Genomic DNA, 16,494 nt, shown 5'->3' with positions numbered 1-16,494 from the left:
CTGACGACGTTATTTATCACCCAGCGCACGATCTAGTTCATTACGCAAAACCGCCTGAAATGTTGCCAGATGTTTTGGCCCCATCAGATCGTAATGCCCGCCTGCTACCGGGATATAATTATTTGGCTGACGGGAAAAATCATCCCAGCGTTTGAGGTGAATTAGCCACTCTTCTTTTGATCCGCGAGGGGGATCAGCATAGAACACACTGATTGATTCAACATTACCCGTCGGCGCATATGAACGCCCCACATTCAATAATGATTGGGTTAGTGTGGCCCAGGCCTTGAATTTTTCTAAATCTAAATCCAGTTCTTGCAGGCGCTCAGATGACACGTTTTTCAGGATATATTCACAAGGATCTTGGTTCCCTGCGGCTGACCGGATTTCGGCTGGTAATTCATCTTTTTGTTCTCTGTCAACCAAGGAGAGGAAAAAGGCCAGTGTGGTGGCGATATCGGCTCCATCAACTGCGGCCATTTGATGCATCAGCAATGGCGCCATATCGATACTGCCAACAAAAGCCACGCGCTCCCCTTGTGCTTCAAGCCGCTTGGCAATTTCGAAAGCAACAGGGCTGCCATAAGAATATCCTGCGATGGCATACGGGCCGTGGGGCTGACGCGAGCGGATCCCTTCAAGATACACATTGATCAGCTCTTCAAATGACGTGAAATGATCCTCTCCCTCTTCAAGGCCACGGGCACGCAATGCGTAGAAAGGACGATCGTTGATGAAATATTTTGCAAGATTAACAAAAACCAGAATTTCACCAATGCCCGGATGGATGCAGAAAAGCGGTGTTTTATTGCCGGTGGTTTGAAGGGCAACCACCGGATCATAGCTGCCACTACCGTGAGAAGCTATGCGAGTCGCGAGGGTGCGTACTGTTGGATTCTGGATCAGTGTGACGATCGGGACATCTTTGATGTTGAATTGCTGCTGAATAGCTTGTTTCAGTTTGACGATATCGAGGGAAGTGCCTCCCACCTCGAAAAAGTTTTCTGTGGCGCTTATTTGAGTGGTGTCGAGACCAAATAGCTCGGCATAAATATTGGCAATTGTTTCTTCTGCTTCCCCGGCGGGTGGAGTATAACCCCCCGTCTGCTTATCACTCACTTGTTTGATGTAGCTTATTTCATCGGCAAACACACCCGTTTCCAGACGCTTGCGCATAATTGCCCGCTGTATTTTGCCCAGACTGGTTTTCTGAAAAGCGTCTGGCGGCAAAGGCAAAATGAGTGTAGGACGAAATCCCCAGAGCAGGATGGTGGTATTGCGGATAGCCGTGATCAATTGATATAGTCGATTCTCGTCGGAATGTGGAAATGAAGCTGAGAACGCAACAACAAGTTGCTCGGTATCGCTGCCCGCAGGCCGTGTCGGGAATGCTGCAACAAATGATTTTTCAATGCCGGAAAGCTGTTCAAGTGTAGTTTCAAGCTCATGGCTGAAATAGTTCACGCCGCTCACAATAATGCTGTCTTTATTTCTTCCGACCAGATTCAGACGCCCATTTTCGATCAGAGCAAGATCACCGGTGCGGAACCAGCCATCATCGGTGAATGCTTCCCGAGTTGCTTCTTCATTATTATAGTAACGAGTGAAGATCATCGGGCCGTGTAACTGTAGTTCTCCTACCTCACCGGCTTGTGTCAGGGGGATGTTTTCATTGGCAACACGCATTTTCAGGCCAAGAATCGGAAAACCCAGTGATCCAAACTCCTTATCTGCATCAATATCAGGGAATTCACATGAATAGATAGAGCCTGCACATGTTTCTGTCATGCCAAATCCAGGCCAGATGACATTGTTTGCCAGCCCGTAAGGAGCAAGATGTTGATGGAAATTTTTCCCTGTTTCAACCACCGTAGCTTCCCCGCCGGAAATGATTTGTCGCAAGCAGGAGAGATCAAACGATTTGTTTTGAAGTTCTAGAGCACTTATTCGCCCTGACTGCAATGCAGCATTAATTTGACCTAAAAGGAAATTGGGAGTGAAAGTCATCGCAACGCGATAATCGCTGATCAGGCGCAGAAACAGCAAAGGCTCAGCGAGAATGGTCGCAGGGGAAACATGGAGCTGTGTCGCACCGACAGATAAAGGCAATAAATGGGCTTCTGAAAAAGCAGCAACGTGGTCGAAAGAGATCCAGTTTAATGTGCTATCTTCCGCCGTCAGGCGCTGACGCTCATTTTTCCCTTCCATTGACGACAACAGATTCCCATGTGTCAGCACTACAACTTTTGAATTACCGGTCGAGCCGGAAGTCAGCATAAATACGGCAGGATCGTCAAGGTTGGCTTGATAGATTGTCTCATCCGGCATTGCCGTGCGTAGTTCATTCATATCAATGGCATCAGCGATCCCCATCAATTCTCTTTGCAATGTTTTGGTGGAGATTATCAATGGATTTCCGAGCAGAGAACTGACATGGTTAAGGTGTTTTTCCCAGCGTTCAGGATCATTACGAATTGGAAGAACAGGGCAGGGAACATATCCACCAAGAATACAAGCCCAGAAGGCGGGAGCAAAATCGTGAGCATGTTCGAGGATTAGAATAACGTGCATATTAGGTTTAGATGCATGAGCTCGCAATCCACCCAGTACCTGCTGTGTTTCTTTTAATAATTCGGGATAGGTAACCCATTTACTCTCGTTAGCTTTCTTACCGGAAATAAAACGGAGGCCAGAATGAGGATTTTGCTGTACTGCTCGCAATAAGAGGTCACTGATAGAAGTGGCAGTTGGGGCAGGGTGAACGGTAGATTCATTTGGTGTGCTATATATTGTATTTACAGACATGCTTGATATTCCATTCTTATTAGAAAGTACGAAATAGACTTTCTAGGTTTATTTCTTTGATTTTCCAAATTCCAAGTTTCAGCTCTATCGCTATGCCTACATCCTCAGCCATAGAGGTAATTATGTAACTTGGGATTTGCTTACTTGCTGCTGTGTTGTCATTTGACGTGTATTAAGAGGAGGGCATATACGGACTTTTGTAGTTTTACCATACACAGCTTTAATTGATAAAATAAAACCATATCAACCTCTTAAGATATAATATTAATTGATAACCCCACTATAATTACTAGAACACACTGATTCCTGTTACAGAAACCCATGCCCTTAAATAAAAATCTCCCCAGATAACTTTGAATATTCATCGCAGTAAATAGCCAATTCATGAATTGACTAAAAACCCAGGCTTTCCCATTCTATTTGGATAGTTAAATCGATAGGTAAGTAAATATTTAATAATTTAATAATTTAATAATTTAATGATTGTAATTATTTTCATTTTTTATTAATTTTGTAACAAAAAATAAAAGATAGAAATAATGATAAGAGTAAAAATAGAAAGCATTTTTTCTGGATCGGAAAAACCCGCTGATAAGGCCATGATAACATTTATCAGTTGTGAATATTCTTTATAATGGAAGTGATGCACTTCTCGCCATTGAAGATATTTTGTTTGTATTTTCATGATGTTAGTAAACGTGAAAATTAACCTGACTTTATTCCGAAAAGAAGCACTTGAATCGACACATGATTCAATTCATATTGAATGGCATTATTTGCCACCATTCCGTCTTAACCTCAATCCAGTTTAACACGTATGAAAATACATAAATGAGCATATGCTGACAATATATATTTTGCGAGAATTTACACATTCTGTTAGGCTGCCTATCGTTTTTTAATACCCTTATTCGAGAAAAGCGAACTTGTTTATTCATTAATTAAATGATTACTTTCAAATTTTAAAACCTGCTTTTTAAAATTAATTTAATATGATCCTCTAATACATAATCGTATTTAGATGCTCTCTAATTTAAAGTAATGTGTTGTTAACATAAATCGGCTTAAACTTGGCTTATTCTCTTTATAATATTTTGATAAGGAAAAATAATGTTAGTGGAAATGATCATGGCGTATCGTAAATCTGCTGCACTGTTTGCTTTCGTTGAAAGCAAAGCTCCTTTATATTTAAGCAATGAAAATGGGAAAACTGCGGAACAACTTGCCCAATTATGCTCAGTTTCTCAGGAAAGATTTTCTCGGCTATTAGATTACCTGCACTCACTTAATGTATTAATAAAAAAGGAAGATAAATTTTACCTTACTGAGCAGTGCGCATCACTCGGTGATCAAAATAGCTTTGAAACATTAAATATAAAATTCGAATTAAATCCAGCCAATTGGAACGCTTGGTCACAATACTACACATCCCTAAATGAGATGAACGAAAAATCAGCTTTTGAACTTAGCCATCATGAACCATTCTTTGGTTATGTTAGCCATGAACATAATAAGGCACTTAAAGTAGCTTTTGACGATTTGATGTCAAAAGCCACTGATATAATGAGCGAGCATATTATTGAAAATATGCCGCTGGATGGGATTTATTCAATCATGGATATCGGCGGAGGCCAGGGCGCTTTAGCAAAAGATATAAAGAAGCACTATCCACACATTCAATGTCATGTTATGGATCTATATGATTTTGATAGAAAAGAATCAGAAGGTGTGGCCTTTATCAAGGGGGATTTCTTTTCCACTATTCCAGCAGAATATGATGCTTATTGCATGAAAAATGTTTTGCATAATTGGCCAGATAATAAATCTGTTGAGATTTTGAGTAATATTCATCAAGCAATGCGAAAAGATTCTGTTTTATATATTATCGAGATGGTTAAAGAACCCGGTGATGCAGATTCAGAATCGTTTGACTTATATATGGATATTGCTGTATCAGGAAAATCCCGGAGTCAACCCGCATTTGAATCAATAGCAGAGCAGGCCGGGCTTTTTATCACAAACACATACAAGATGAAGTTTTCTCTGACAGGAAGTAGCCAGTATATTATTGAAATGAAAAAATAAACTAATCTGAATTTCGTTCAAGAAAGACAAAAAATCAAGTGCCTGAGACACTATCAAAATTTTCGCTTAGAAAAAAATTAGTGGATAATCTCAGGCGATGAGGGTCATAGAAGCTATGGTTTGAAGAAATATTTTTTGTAAATATTGTTTTAAAAAACAAGCTATTCACGAAATGATTTGACAATCATGTCTGGTTATAAAATAAATGTATATACAACATGAGGATTCGATATTAATAAGAACAAATAACAGGATGACAATAATGTCGATTGAACTGAAAGAAACCGATGTTATCTGGCGCAATGCCAGACTTGCCACAATGAACCCTGCCATTAGCCGCATTAATGGTAAAAATAATTACAGCATGTTAGAGCAACATGATTTAATCACTCGGAATGAAAAGATCTTAGCCATTTTACCGACGGGAAGTGTCTCAACGGGCCAATGTAAAATCATTGATGTAGAAAAACGGTTAATCACTCCTGGATTAATCGATTGCCACACTCATTTAGTTTTTGGAGGTAATCGGGCATCTGAATGGGAACAGCGCTTAAATGGCGTCTCCTATGAAGAAATTAGCGCACAGGGTGGAGGTATTAATTTTACTGTTAATGCAACCCGTAATAGTTCAGCCCAACAATTGGAAATTGCTGCACAAAAACGCCTTAATGCTTTGATGGCCGAAGGTGTGACAACAATCGAAATGAAGTCGGGTTATGGCTTGGATCTGGCGAATGAAGAAAAACAGTTGAATGTTGTGCGGGCATTGGCACAGAAAAACCCCATCGAAATCAGCCCGACACTACTTTCTGCCCATGCGACCCCCCCTGAATATAAACATGATCCTGATGCCTATATTGATTTAGTTTGTAATATTATCCTCCCTGCTCTTTGGCAAAAGCAGCTATTTGAATCCGTAGATGTGTTTTGTGAAACCGTCGGTTTTAATCTCAATCAAACCAAGCGCTTGTTTGATGCAGCAAAACGTTTGGGAATTCCCGTAAAAGGCCATGTTGAACAGCTCTCTAATTTAGGCGGAAGTGAACTGGTTGCTGAATATCAGGGCTTGTCAGTGGATCACATTGAATATCTGGATGAAAAGGGAATTAAAGCCATTAGCGATAGTGGGACGGTTGCCGTGTTACTGCCGGGGGCATTTTATTTCTTGCGGGAAACCAAACGCCCGCCTGTCGAGTTATTGCGTCAATACGGGATCCCAATGGCGATTTCGACGGATTTCAATCCGGGAACCAGTCCTTTTACTTCCCTGCGTCTGATTATGAACATGGCCTGTGTGCAGTTTGGTTTAACACCAGAGGAAGCGTGGCAGGGGGTAACTATCCATGCCGCGCGAGCATTAGGTCGGGGAGATAGCCACGGCCAATTGGCAGCAGGTTATATGGCTGATTTTATTGTTTGGGATGCTGAAAACCCGGTTGATATTTTATACGAATTGGGGCACAACCCACTGGTTCATCGTATTTATCGCGGTGAAATGACATGTCATGCTCATCTAAATAACATTAATTAAGTGGCAAGGAATAGAACATGAATTTATGGCATCCGATATCAGAAAATATCTGGCAAGGGCGCAATGATCTTGCAGAAGCAGATAATGCCTTGCGTGTGTTCCAAGTAATACAGCAACCCGCCCGTTTCCCTCCGGAAGAATATCCTCACCATATTGCTTTGTTGGGATTTGAATGCGATGAAGGCGTAAAGCTCAACCAAGGCCGTCCGGGAGCAAAGTTAGGGCCTGATTATTTGCGTCAGTCATTGGCTAATTTGGCTAGCTATGATGGTCATGATCGACTGGTTGACTTGGGTAATATTCGCGCGAACCCGGAGAAATTGAGTGAAGCGCAAGGTGCCCTCAGTGATGCGGTTTATCAATGCCAGCAGCAAAAGATGAAGACACTCATTTTTGGTGGAGGGCATGAAACGGCATTTGCCCATGGCATGGGAGTTTATCGTGCATTTCCGACCCAGCGCGTCGGCATTATCAACTTTGATGCCCACTTGGATCTGAGAAATTCGCCGCAACCCACATCCGGTACTCCATTTCGCCAGCTTGCCCATTATTGCCAGCAGCAACAGCGCTTATTTAATTACACTTGTGTTGGGGCGAGCTTGGCTTCGAATACCCAAGCATTGTTGGATGAGGCCAATCACCTTGATGTCACCATTATTTGGGATACACATTGCGTCGAGCCCATGCTGGACAAAGTTCAGCAGCAATTACAAGATATCATCAATCAAGTCGATATTATTTATATGACCATTGACTTGGATGTGTTGCCAATTTGGCAAATGCCCGCAGTGTCAGCGCCTGCGGCGTTAGGGGTTCCACTAGACCGACTCTTGCCATTAATTCAGCTTATTTGTCAGAGCAAAAAGTTGCAGGCTGTAGATCTGGTCGAACTTAATCCTTTGCATGATATTCAGGGAATGGGAGGAAAAGCAGCAGCTCGCCTTGCATGGCAGTTGGTGCACTGGTGGAATGGATAATCTGGTGGGATGGATAAAACGTTGAGGGAAGTAATTGTGACAGCCGATTTACCAGAGACAGTTGCCAAACCGGCACCTTTGTATGCCAAGCTCAAACAAGCGATTATTGAGAAGATCTATACAGGGGAATGGAAACCGCATGATCGGGTTCCTTCGGAAGCGGAGTTGGTCAAACAATTTCATTGCAGCCGCATGACGGCCAACAGGGCATTACGTGAACTTACGGCTGAAGGTTTTTTGTTCCGCCTGCAAGGTGTCGGTTCGTTTGTTTCTGAGCCAAAGGGACAATCCGCTTTGTTTGAAATCCACAGTATCGCAGATGAAATTACTTCACGCTCCCATCAGCATAGCTGCAAGGTGCTGAAACTATCTGAAGTGGAAGCCAATATAACGCAGGCAGCGGAATTTGGCATTGCGGTGGGTACACCAATCTATCATTCGATTATTGTTCACTATGAGAACGAGGTACCTGTGCAAATTGAAGATCGCTATGTCAATGCGCAGGCAGCACCGGAATATTTGCAGCAAGATTTCAGCCAGCAAACTGCCCATGATTATTTATCAAAAGTAGCGCCTTTGACAGAAGGCGAACATATTGTTGAAGCTGTTGCGGGAGATATTCGCTCTTGCCGGTTACTGCAAATTGAGGCCAATACGCCGTGTTTGCTAATCAGTCGCCGAACTTGGTCGAAAGCGTTTATTGTTTCCAGCGCGAAATTATTATTTCCCGGGCAGCGATATAAATTAAAGGGACATTTTAGCTCTTGAGCTGCCTGACAGGACAAAAAACCTCTTTTTTCTTCTTGGATAAAAGAGGTTTTTTATTAATCATTGTGAAAATAATGTAAATCAAATGTGACTCTAAACACAAAACCAGTAAAAATATTAGCCTGAGCATTATAGAATAAATCGTTATCATCTTATTGATATGTATAGTGAATGATAACACCCTCCAAATGATCAACTTTACCTGAGTCACATTTTTGCCTATTGAATATACATGTATATACAACTATACAATTAGAAAAATTCATAACAACAAAATAGGTAAAACCGTGACGATACAAAATAATAAATTCCGCAACGTCATCATTCGAGCTCCCCGAGGAACACAACTCACAGCAAAAAGTTGGCTGACAGAAGCACCACTCCGTATGCTCATGAATAATCTTGATCCTGATGTTGCCGAGAATCCGAATGAACTGGTTGTTTATGGTGGGATAGGCCGTGCAGCCAGGAACTGGGAATGTTATGAGAAAATCGTTGAGAGTTTAAAAAATCTGGAAAATGACGAAACTCTGCTGGTGCAATCAGGGAAACCTGTAGGCGTTTTCAAAACACATGAAAACGCACCACGTGTTTTAATTGCCAACTCAAATCTAGTTCCTCACTGGGCAACGTGGGAACATTTTAATGAACTGGATGCCAAGGGACTGGCAATGTATGGCCAGATGACAGCCGGTAGCTGGATCTACATTGGTAGTCAGGGCATTGTTCAGGGAACTTACGAAACTTTTGTGGAAGCAGGCCGCCAACATTACAACGGCAACTTGGCTGGGCGCTGGGTTCTGACCGCTGGCTTGGGTGGCATGGGAGGCGCTCAACCATTGGCCGCAACGTTGGCGGGGGCGACTTCATTGACCATTGAATGCCAGCAAAGCCGTATTGATTTCCGTCTGCGTACGAAATATGTGGATGAACAGGCGACTGACCTTGATGATGCCCTGTCGCGCATTGAACGCTATACCCAAGAGGGCAAAGCAATATCAATCGCATTATGTGGTAATGCGGCAGAGATTTTGCCTGAACTGGTTCGTCGTGGTGTCCGCCCTGATATGGTGACAGACCAAACCAGTGCTCACGATCCTTTACATGGTTATTTACCGGCAGGCTGGACATGGGAAGAGTATTGCCGCCGTGCCGAAATTGAACCTGACGTCGTGATTCAAGCGGCTAAAGCTTCAATGGCTGTGCATGTTGAAGCTATGCTGGCTTTCCAAAAACAAGGCATACCTACTTTCGATTATGGTAATAACATTCGCCAAATGGCGAAAGAATCAGGTGTTGAACACGCATTTGATTTCCCCGGTTTTGTCCCTGCTTATATTCGTCCCCTGTTTTGTCGTGGCATCGGGCCATTCCGCTGGGCTGCTCTTTCCGGCTCACCGGAAGATATCTATAAAACTGATGCCAAAGTCAAAGAGCTGTTACCCGATGACACCCATTTACACCGCTGGCTGGATATGGCGAGAGCGCGCATCAGCTTCCAAGGCCTGCCTGCGCGTATTTGCTGGGTAGGATTAGGAGATCGCGCAAAATTGGGATTGGCATTCAACGAAATGGTACGTAGCGGGGAACTGTCCGCACCGATCGTGATTGGTCGTGATCATTTGGATTCCGGCTCGGTTGCCAGTCCTAACCGTGAAACGGAATCTATGCAAGATGGCTCCGATGCGGTTTCTGATTGGCCATTACTTAATGCGTTGCTGAATACCGCCAGTGGCGCGACATGGGTTTCCCTGCACCACGGTGGCGGTGTTGGCATGGGCTTTTCACAGCATTCCGGCATGGTGATTGTTTGTGACGGTACTGATGAAGCCGCGGAGAGAATTGCCCGTGTTTTGCATAACGATCCGGCAACGGGAGTTATGCGCCATGCTGATGCCGGTTATGAGCTGGCTATCCAATGTGCAAAAGAGCAGGGACTTAACCTGCCAATGATTAATGAAAAATAAGGAGTGTCATTGATATGAAAAATATAACTATCCGTCCCGGAAAAATGACGCTTGAAGAATTACGCCATATTTACCAGCATCCTGTTCACATCCGTCTGGACGAGCAATGCTTCCCCGCGATTGAAAACAGTGTTGCATGCGTTAATCGCATCATCAGTGAAAACCGAACTGCTTATGGCATTAATACCGGCTTTGGTTTGTTGGCGAATACCCGTATTGCAGAACAAGATTTGGAAGAGTTGCAGCGTTCTATAGTTATGTCGCACGCAGCAGGGGTGGGAGAGCCTTTGGCGGACGAAATCGTCCGATTGATTATGGTATTGAAGGTTAACAGCCTAGCCCGGGGTTATTCTGGCATTCGTCTGGAAGTTATTCAGGGATTGGTTGCTTTGGTTAATGCAGAAGTTTATCCCTGCATTCCAAGTAAAGGCTCGGTCGGCGCTTCTGGGGATTTGGCACCATTGGCACATATGAGCTTATTATTGCTGGGTGAAGGAAAAGCCCGTTATCGTGGTGAATGGCTGCCGGCAAAAGAAGCGCTGGAGAAAGCAGGACTCAAGCCTATCACGCTTGTAGCAAAAGAAGGTCTGGCATTACTCAATGGAACACAAACCTCAACCGCTTTTGCCTTGAAAGGGCTTTTTGCCGCGGAAGACTTGATTGCATCAGCCATTATTTGTGGTGCAATGTCAGTTGAGGCCGCACTAGGCTCCCGCAAGCCATTTGATGCACGTATCCATGAAGCGCGTGGTCAAAAAGGCCAAATTGATGTAGCTACTCTTTACCGTTTGGTATTGGAAGAACAAAGTGGTATCTCTGAATCCCACAAAAACTGCGCGAAAGTTCAAGATCCTTATTCATTGCGTTGCCAGCCACAAGTGATGGGCGCATGCTTAACTCAAATCCGTCACGCGGCTGACGTGATTATGGTTGAAGCTAATGCGGTTTCTGATAACCCGCTGGTATTTGCGGAAGAAGATGAAGTGATCTCTGGCGGCAATTTCCATGCTGAACCCGTTGCCATGGCATCGGATAATCTGGCTATTGCGCTGGCAGAAATAGGATCTTTGTCAGAGCGTCGCATTGCTTTGTTGATGGACAGCAACATGTCCCAGTTGCCGCCATTCTTGGTTGAAAACAGCGGTGTAAACTCCGGTTTTATGATTGCACAGGTGACTGCGGCAGCGCTGGCAAGTGAAAACAAAGCGTTGTCACATCCTTCCAGTGTTGACAGCTTGCCAACCTCTGCCAATCAGGAAGATCATGTTTCCATGGCACCAGCCGCAGGTCGCCGCTTATGGGAAATGGCTGATAATGTGCGTGGCATCTTGGCAATTGAGTGGTTAACGGCTTGTCAGGGCATGGATTTCCGGCATGGGTTGCAAAGTAGCCCGATACTGGAAAAAGCACGTCATATCTTGCGTGAGAAAGTGGCGTATTATGATAAAGACCGCTTTTTTGCGCCGGATATTGATGATGCCATTCAACTGCTGGCTAAGCAGCAACTTTCTGCGTTGTTGCCTGCCGGGAAAATTTTAGCAAACTAAAGTACAATCACATCGTTTTTGGCCGGGTAAAACCGGCCTTATCGTAACATTTATCTTTCTCAATCTAATAATAAAAGACATAAGGATAAATCATGCAAGACACTTCACAACTTAAGCGAGGCTTAAGTGTTCGACATATTCGGTTTATGGCACTGGGATCGGCAATTGGCACGGGGCTTTTTTATGGTTCAGCGAGCGCGATACAGGCCGCAGGGCCGGCAGTATTACTGGCTTATGCGATTGGCGGCGCGGCGGTTTTCATGGTCATGCGCGCATTGGGGGAGATGGCTGTTCATCGTTCCGCACCCGGATCGTTCTCCTATTATGCAACCCATTACTTAGGGCCTCTGGCGGGTTTTATGACCGGCTGGACTTACGTTTTTGAAATGCTGGTCGTTTGCCTTGCTGATGTCACCGCATTCGGCATTTATATGAAACTTTGGTTTCCCCATGTTGAACAATGGATTTGGGTGCTCAGCATTGTCTTCTTCATTGGCGCGATCAATCTATGTAATGTCAAAGTTTTTGGTGAGATGGAGTTCTGGCTTTCCATCATCAAGGTTATTGCGATTATTGCCATGATTGTCGGCGGTTTTTTCCTTATGATGAAAGGCTTTGGTCAGGAAGCCGAAAGTGTCACGGGGCTGTCAAACTTATGGGAACACGGCGGATTTATGCCGAACGGCATTGCAGGGATAATTGCTTCGTTTACGGTAGTTATGTTTGCATTTGGCGGTATTGAAGTCATTGGTATTACGGCCAGTGAAGCCAAAAACCCGGAAAAATCTATCCCCAAAGCAATTAACGCAGTTCCATTCCGTATTTTGCTATTTTATGTTCTGACGCTATTCGTTTTGATGTGTATCTATCCGTGGAATCAAGTCGGTCAAAATGGCAGCCCATTTGTGCAGATATTCTCCAGTTTGGGAATTGATTCAGCAGCGAATATTTTAAATATTGTGGTAATCACCGCGGCAATTTCTGCGATCAATAGTGATATTTTTGGTGCAGGGCGAATGATGTATGGTATGGCACAGGAAAAACAGGCACCCGCCGCTTTTTCTCAGCTCACTAAAAATGGAGTACCGTGGGTTACGGTTATGGTGATGTCAGGGATCTTATTGCTTGGCGTCGTTTTGAATTACTTATGGCCAGAACAAATTTTCTTCATCATCGCTTCTGTAGCAACATTTGCAACCGTTTGGGTATGGTTGATGATTCTTCTGGCACAGTACACGATGCGCCGTAAAATGCCAGCAGAAGAAGCCAAAAACCTTAAATTCCCTGTTCCACTGTGGCCTGTTGCTCCCCTTCTGACGATTGCATTTATGGCATTTGTTATTGCTGTCTTGGGATATTTCCCCAAGACCCGGGCTGCATTGTATGTAGGGGGAATATGGATAGCATTACTGACCATCAGCTATTATTTATGGGTGAAAAAAACAGTCAATCGCTAGCCATTTCGCTGCCACCCTATATCCACATAGGGTGGTTTTTACCTTCCTCTCTGTATATTTTATTTTCAATAGTTTCATTTTTCCCAAGGCGACTTCTTTCTTAATTCGATGTTTTGTTAATACAATTTCGTCCTAAGACAATTCTTGTGCTAAGAAAGCTGATTTGTGTTCGGGATCATGGCAAACTAACGCGTTGTTATATCTTTTTTGTTGTTTGGAGGTGTTTTTTGGATAAGATCTTAGCGGATGAAGCTGTTGCTGAACTGCATACCATTCTGGATGTGTTGCGTTGGTCGACCAGCCGTTTTAACGAAGCGAATATCTATTGCGGGCATACTACATGTCACCCGTGGGATGAAGCTTTGCAATTAGTTCTTCCTACATTGCATTTGCCCTTGGATATTCCAGATTCAATGATGGCTTCGCGTCTGACACCAACTGAGCGCCAGCGCGTCGTAGAACTTGTCTTGCGTCGTGTTAATGATCGCGTTCCTGTTGCTTACCTGATAAATCGTGCTTGGTTCTGCGGCCATGAATTTTATGTCGATGAGCGAGTTTTGATCCCGCGCTCACTGGTTAACGATTTGATTGACAAAAAATTTGAGGGGTTGATCTCACATCAGCCATCGACAATTTTGGATCTTTGTACGGGAAGCGGCTGTATTGCAATTGCCTGCGCCCATGCATTCCCAGAAGCTGAAGTGGATGCTGTTGATATTTCTCCAGATGCTTTGGCTGTGACAGAAATAAATATAGAAAATCATAAAGTTTCCCAGCGTGTCATCCCGATTCGTTCCGATCTATTCCGTGATATGCCACCGGTGAAATACGACATCATTGTGACTAACCCTCCTTATGTGGATGAGGAAGACATCAATGACTTGCCTACAGAATATCACCATGAACCAGAGCTAGCTATGGCAGCAGGCGTTGATGGATTAGCGTTGGCGCGCCGTATTATTGCAACCGCCCCTGATTTCCTGACGGAAAATGGAATCTTGGTATGTGAAGTCGGTAACAGTATGGTGCATCTGATTGAGCAATATCCTGAAGTCCCATTCAAATGGATAGAATTCGATCATAACTATGGTGATGGTGTTTTTGTATTGACTCGTCAGCAACTTGTTGAAAATCATAAATACTTCCAGCAGTTCAAAGATTAATATTTTTTCATACCACTCAATGGTTAAAGCAGAAGTTTTATGACACGAAAGTCAAATAAAATTGCTGAAATAAGATAGGCTTTAATCATTGGGTGAGTTATTGTTATTCGATCTTATTTTTCAACACATAAATAATGATGGCAGGGTAAGAATGGCTGGGAATAGTATTGGGCAGTTTTTTCGTGTCACCACATTTGGTGAATCTCACGGAGTTGCATTGGGATGCATTGTCGATGGTGTTCCACCGGGCATTGCGATTACAGAAGCTGATTTACAAATCGACTTAGACAGGCGTCGTCCGGGAACCTCCCGCTATACGACACAGCGCCGTGAACCTGATCAGGTTCGCATTCTTTCTGGTGTTTTTGAAGGTATGACAACGGGAACCAGCATTGGCCTGATGATTGAAAACACCGATCAGCGTTCACAAGATTACAGTGCAATCAAAGATGTTTTCCGCCCAGGCCATGCCGATTATACCTATGAACAGAAATATGGATTGCGTGATTATCGTGGTGGTGGACGTTCATCTGCCCGTGAAACAGCCATGCGTGTCGCTGCGGGAGCAATTGCCAAAAAATATTTGTTTGAAAAACATGGCATTCTGATCCGCGCGTGTCTGACCCAGATGGGAAATATCCATTGCGAATTGAAAGATTGGGATCTTGTTGAACAAAATCCATTTTTTTGCCCAGATGCGAGCAAGCTGACCAAACTGGATGAATTGTTGCGTTCACTGAAAAAAGAGGGCGACTCCATTGGCGCGAAAGTGACTGTCGTTGCGGAAAATGTACCAGCAGGATTGGGTGAGCCAGTTTTTGACCGTCTAGATGCAGATATTGCCCACGCCTTGATGAGCATCAATGCGGTGAAAGGAGTTGAGATCGGAGAGGGTTTTGGCGTAGTCAATTTACGTGGCAGCGAAAACCGGGATGAAATCACAGCACAGGGATTCACCAGTAACCATGCTGGCGGTATTTTAGGTGGGATCAGCAGTAGCCAGCCGATTGTGGCACATATTGCCTTGAAACCGACATCCAGCATTATGGTTTCCGGCAAAACCATCAACCGCGAAGGGGAAGAAGTGGATATGGTGACCCGGGGTCGACACGATCCATGTGTTGGCATTCGTGCTGTACCTATCGCAGAAGCAATGATGGCGATTGTGTTGATGGATCATTTACTTCGTCAGAGAGCGCAATGTGCTGATGTGGCGCCACCACTTCCACAATGGTAAATCAGGTTTGGATACTTGACCGAATCTCTGCTTAATGCTGAAAAGCAGCAGGGTCCTGAGAGATAATATGGTCTTGAGAAATAACATAGTGTTGAATAAATCATTTTTCCTATAACAAACCATTGGTGTAATGAATAATGGAATGGACGTCATTGGGTTTGGAAATTTACTGTATTCTCTTTTTGGTAGCGGTGATTGCAGGATTTATTGATTCGATTGCAGGTGGGGGAGGGTTATTGACCATTCCGGCCTTGTTATCGGTAGGTATTCCTCCTGTCCAGACATTGGCGACTAATAAACTACAATCGGTCGGTAGCTCGCTCTCAGCCAGTCTTTACTTTATTCGCCGTGGGATCGTGGATTGGCGATCCCAGCGTTTTGCGATTGTGATGACATTTATCGGTGCCATGTCGGGGGCTTTGCTGGTCCAATTTGTATCACCGGACTTTCTGCGTTACTTATTGCCGATATTAGTGATGATCATCGGTCTTTATTTTCTGCTGATGCCCGGGATTGGAGTCGAAGATCGGCTACATCGGATTGGACCAATCGCATTTGGTTGCTTTGCTGGATGCGGAATTGGTTTCTATGATGGGGTATTCGGCCCGGGGGCGGGATCATTTTTCGCGCTGTCTTATGTCATACTTTGTGGTTACAATTTGGCAAAAGGGACAGCCCATGCCAAGGTATTAAACTTCGCATCCAACACCGGCGCTTTGACGTTCTTTATTCTTAGCGGGCAAGTCCTATGGTTAGTAGGAATTATGATGCTGATAGGGCAAATGATTGGTGCGCGGTTTGGGGCCAGTTTGGTACTGAGTAAAGGGCAAAAACTTATCCGCCCGATGTTGGTAACAATTTCTTTTTTGATGAGCATCAAACTTCTCTATGACCAGCACGGAGATACTATCCGTTCTTGGCTGGCATTTTATTTTTAATTTTAGGATTTTGCACTAA

The 16,494-nt window shown here is 44.0% G+C and carries 11 protein-coding genes; 10 read left to right on the top strand and 1 reads right to left on the bottom strand.

Annotated features, from left to right (window positions below; genetic code table 11):
• Positions 1-9: 9 nt before the first annotated feature.
• Complete coding sequence (locus BM100_RS02435) at positions 10-2,805, bottom strand: non-ribosomal peptide synthetase (protein ID WP_092507606.1); 2,796 nt, start codon at positions 2,803-2,805, stop codon at positions 10-12.
• Between the two features lie 1,128 nt (positions 2,806-3,933).
• Here BM100_RS02435 and BM100_RS02425 point away from each other — a divergent pair.
• The 10 genes from BM100_RS02425 (at position 3,934) to BM100_RS02380 (ending at position 16,475) form a co-directional block, all read left to right on the top strand.
• Positions 3,934-4,890 (top strand): methyltransferase, encoded by a 957-nt coding sequence (locus BM100_RS02425; protein ID WP_169924649.1) that lies wholly within the window; start codon positions 3,934-3,936, stop codon positions 4,888-4,890.
• A 262-nt stretch (positions 4,891-5,152) separates the two neighbouring features.
• On the top strand, positions 5,153-6,421 hold the full coding sequence (gene hutI / locus BM100_RS02420; protein WP_092507600.1) for an imidazolonepropionase: 1,269 nt from the start codon (positions 5,153-5,155) through the stop codon (positions 6,419-6,421).
• 17 nt (positions 6,422-6,438) lie between these two features.
• The gene (gene hutG / locus BM100_RS02415; protein WP_092507598.1) at positions 6,439-7,398 is read left to right on the top strand and encodes a formimidoylglutamase; all 960 of its coding nucleotides are present in this window, start codon (positions 6,439-6,441) and stop codon (positions 7,396-7,398) included.
• Between the two features lie 9 nt (positions 7,399-7,407).
• The gene (gene hutC / locus BM100_RS02410) at positions 7,408-8,166 is read left to right on the top strand and encodes a histidine utilization transcriptional repressor HutC (RefSeq protein ID WP_175494899.1); all 759 of its coding nucleotides are present in this window, start codon (positions 7,408-7,410) and stop codon (positions 8,164-8,166) included.
• A 287-nt stretch (positions 8,167-8,453) separates the two neighbouring features.
• A complete protein-coding gene (gene hutU, locus BM100_RS02405; RefSeq protein WP_092507596.1) occupies positions 8,454-10,133 on the top strand; it encodes a urocanate hydratase in 1,680 nt (559 codons plus the stop codon).
• A 14-nt stretch (positions 10,134-10,147) separates the two neighbouring features.
• Complete coding sequence (gene hutH, locus BM100_RS02400) at positions 10,148-11,680, top strand: histidine ammonia-lyase (RefSeq protein WP_092507594.1); 1,533 nt, start codon at positions 10,148-10,150, stop codon at positions 11,678-11,680.
• Positions 11,681-11,772: 92 nt separating this feature from the next.
• Positions 11,773-13,137 carry an amino acid permease gene (locus tag BM100_RS02395; protein WP_092507592.1) on the top strand — a complete coding sequence of 455 codons (1,365 nt, stop codon included), beginning with the start codon at positions 11,773-11,775 and terminating at the stop codon, positions 13,135-13,137.
• 227 nt (positions 13,138-13,364) lie between these two features.
• The gene (gene prmB, locus BM100_RS02390) at positions 13,365-14,300 is read left to right on the top strand and encodes a 50S ribosomal protein L3 N(5)-glutamine methyltransferase (RefSeq protein ID WP_092507590.1); all 936 of its coding nucleotides are present in this window, start codon (positions 13,365-13,367) and stop codon (positions 14,298-14,300) included.
• 151 nt (positions 14,301-14,451) lie between these two features.
• Positions 14,452-15,537 (top strand): chorismate synthase, encoded by a 1,086-nt coding sequence (aroC, locus tag BM100_RS02385; protein WP_092507588.1) that lies wholly within the window; start codon positions 14,452-14,454, stop codon positions 15,535-15,537.
• Between the two features lie 137 nt (positions 15,538-15,674).
• Entirely contained in the window at positions 15,675-16,475 is an 801-nt protein-coding gene (locus BM100_RS02380) for a sulfite exporter TauE/SafE family protein (protein WP_092507587.1), read from the top strand.
• Positions 16,476-16,494: the final 19 nt, after the last annotated feature.

The organism is Xenorhabdus mauleonii (assembly GCF_900113945.1).
Taxonomy (GTDB): domain Bacteria; phylum Pseudomonadota; class Gammaproteobacteria; order Enterobacterales; family Enterobacteriaceae; genus Xenorhabdus; species Xenorhabdus mauleonii.
This window is presented reverse-complemented; position numbering and strand designations above follow the sequence as displayed.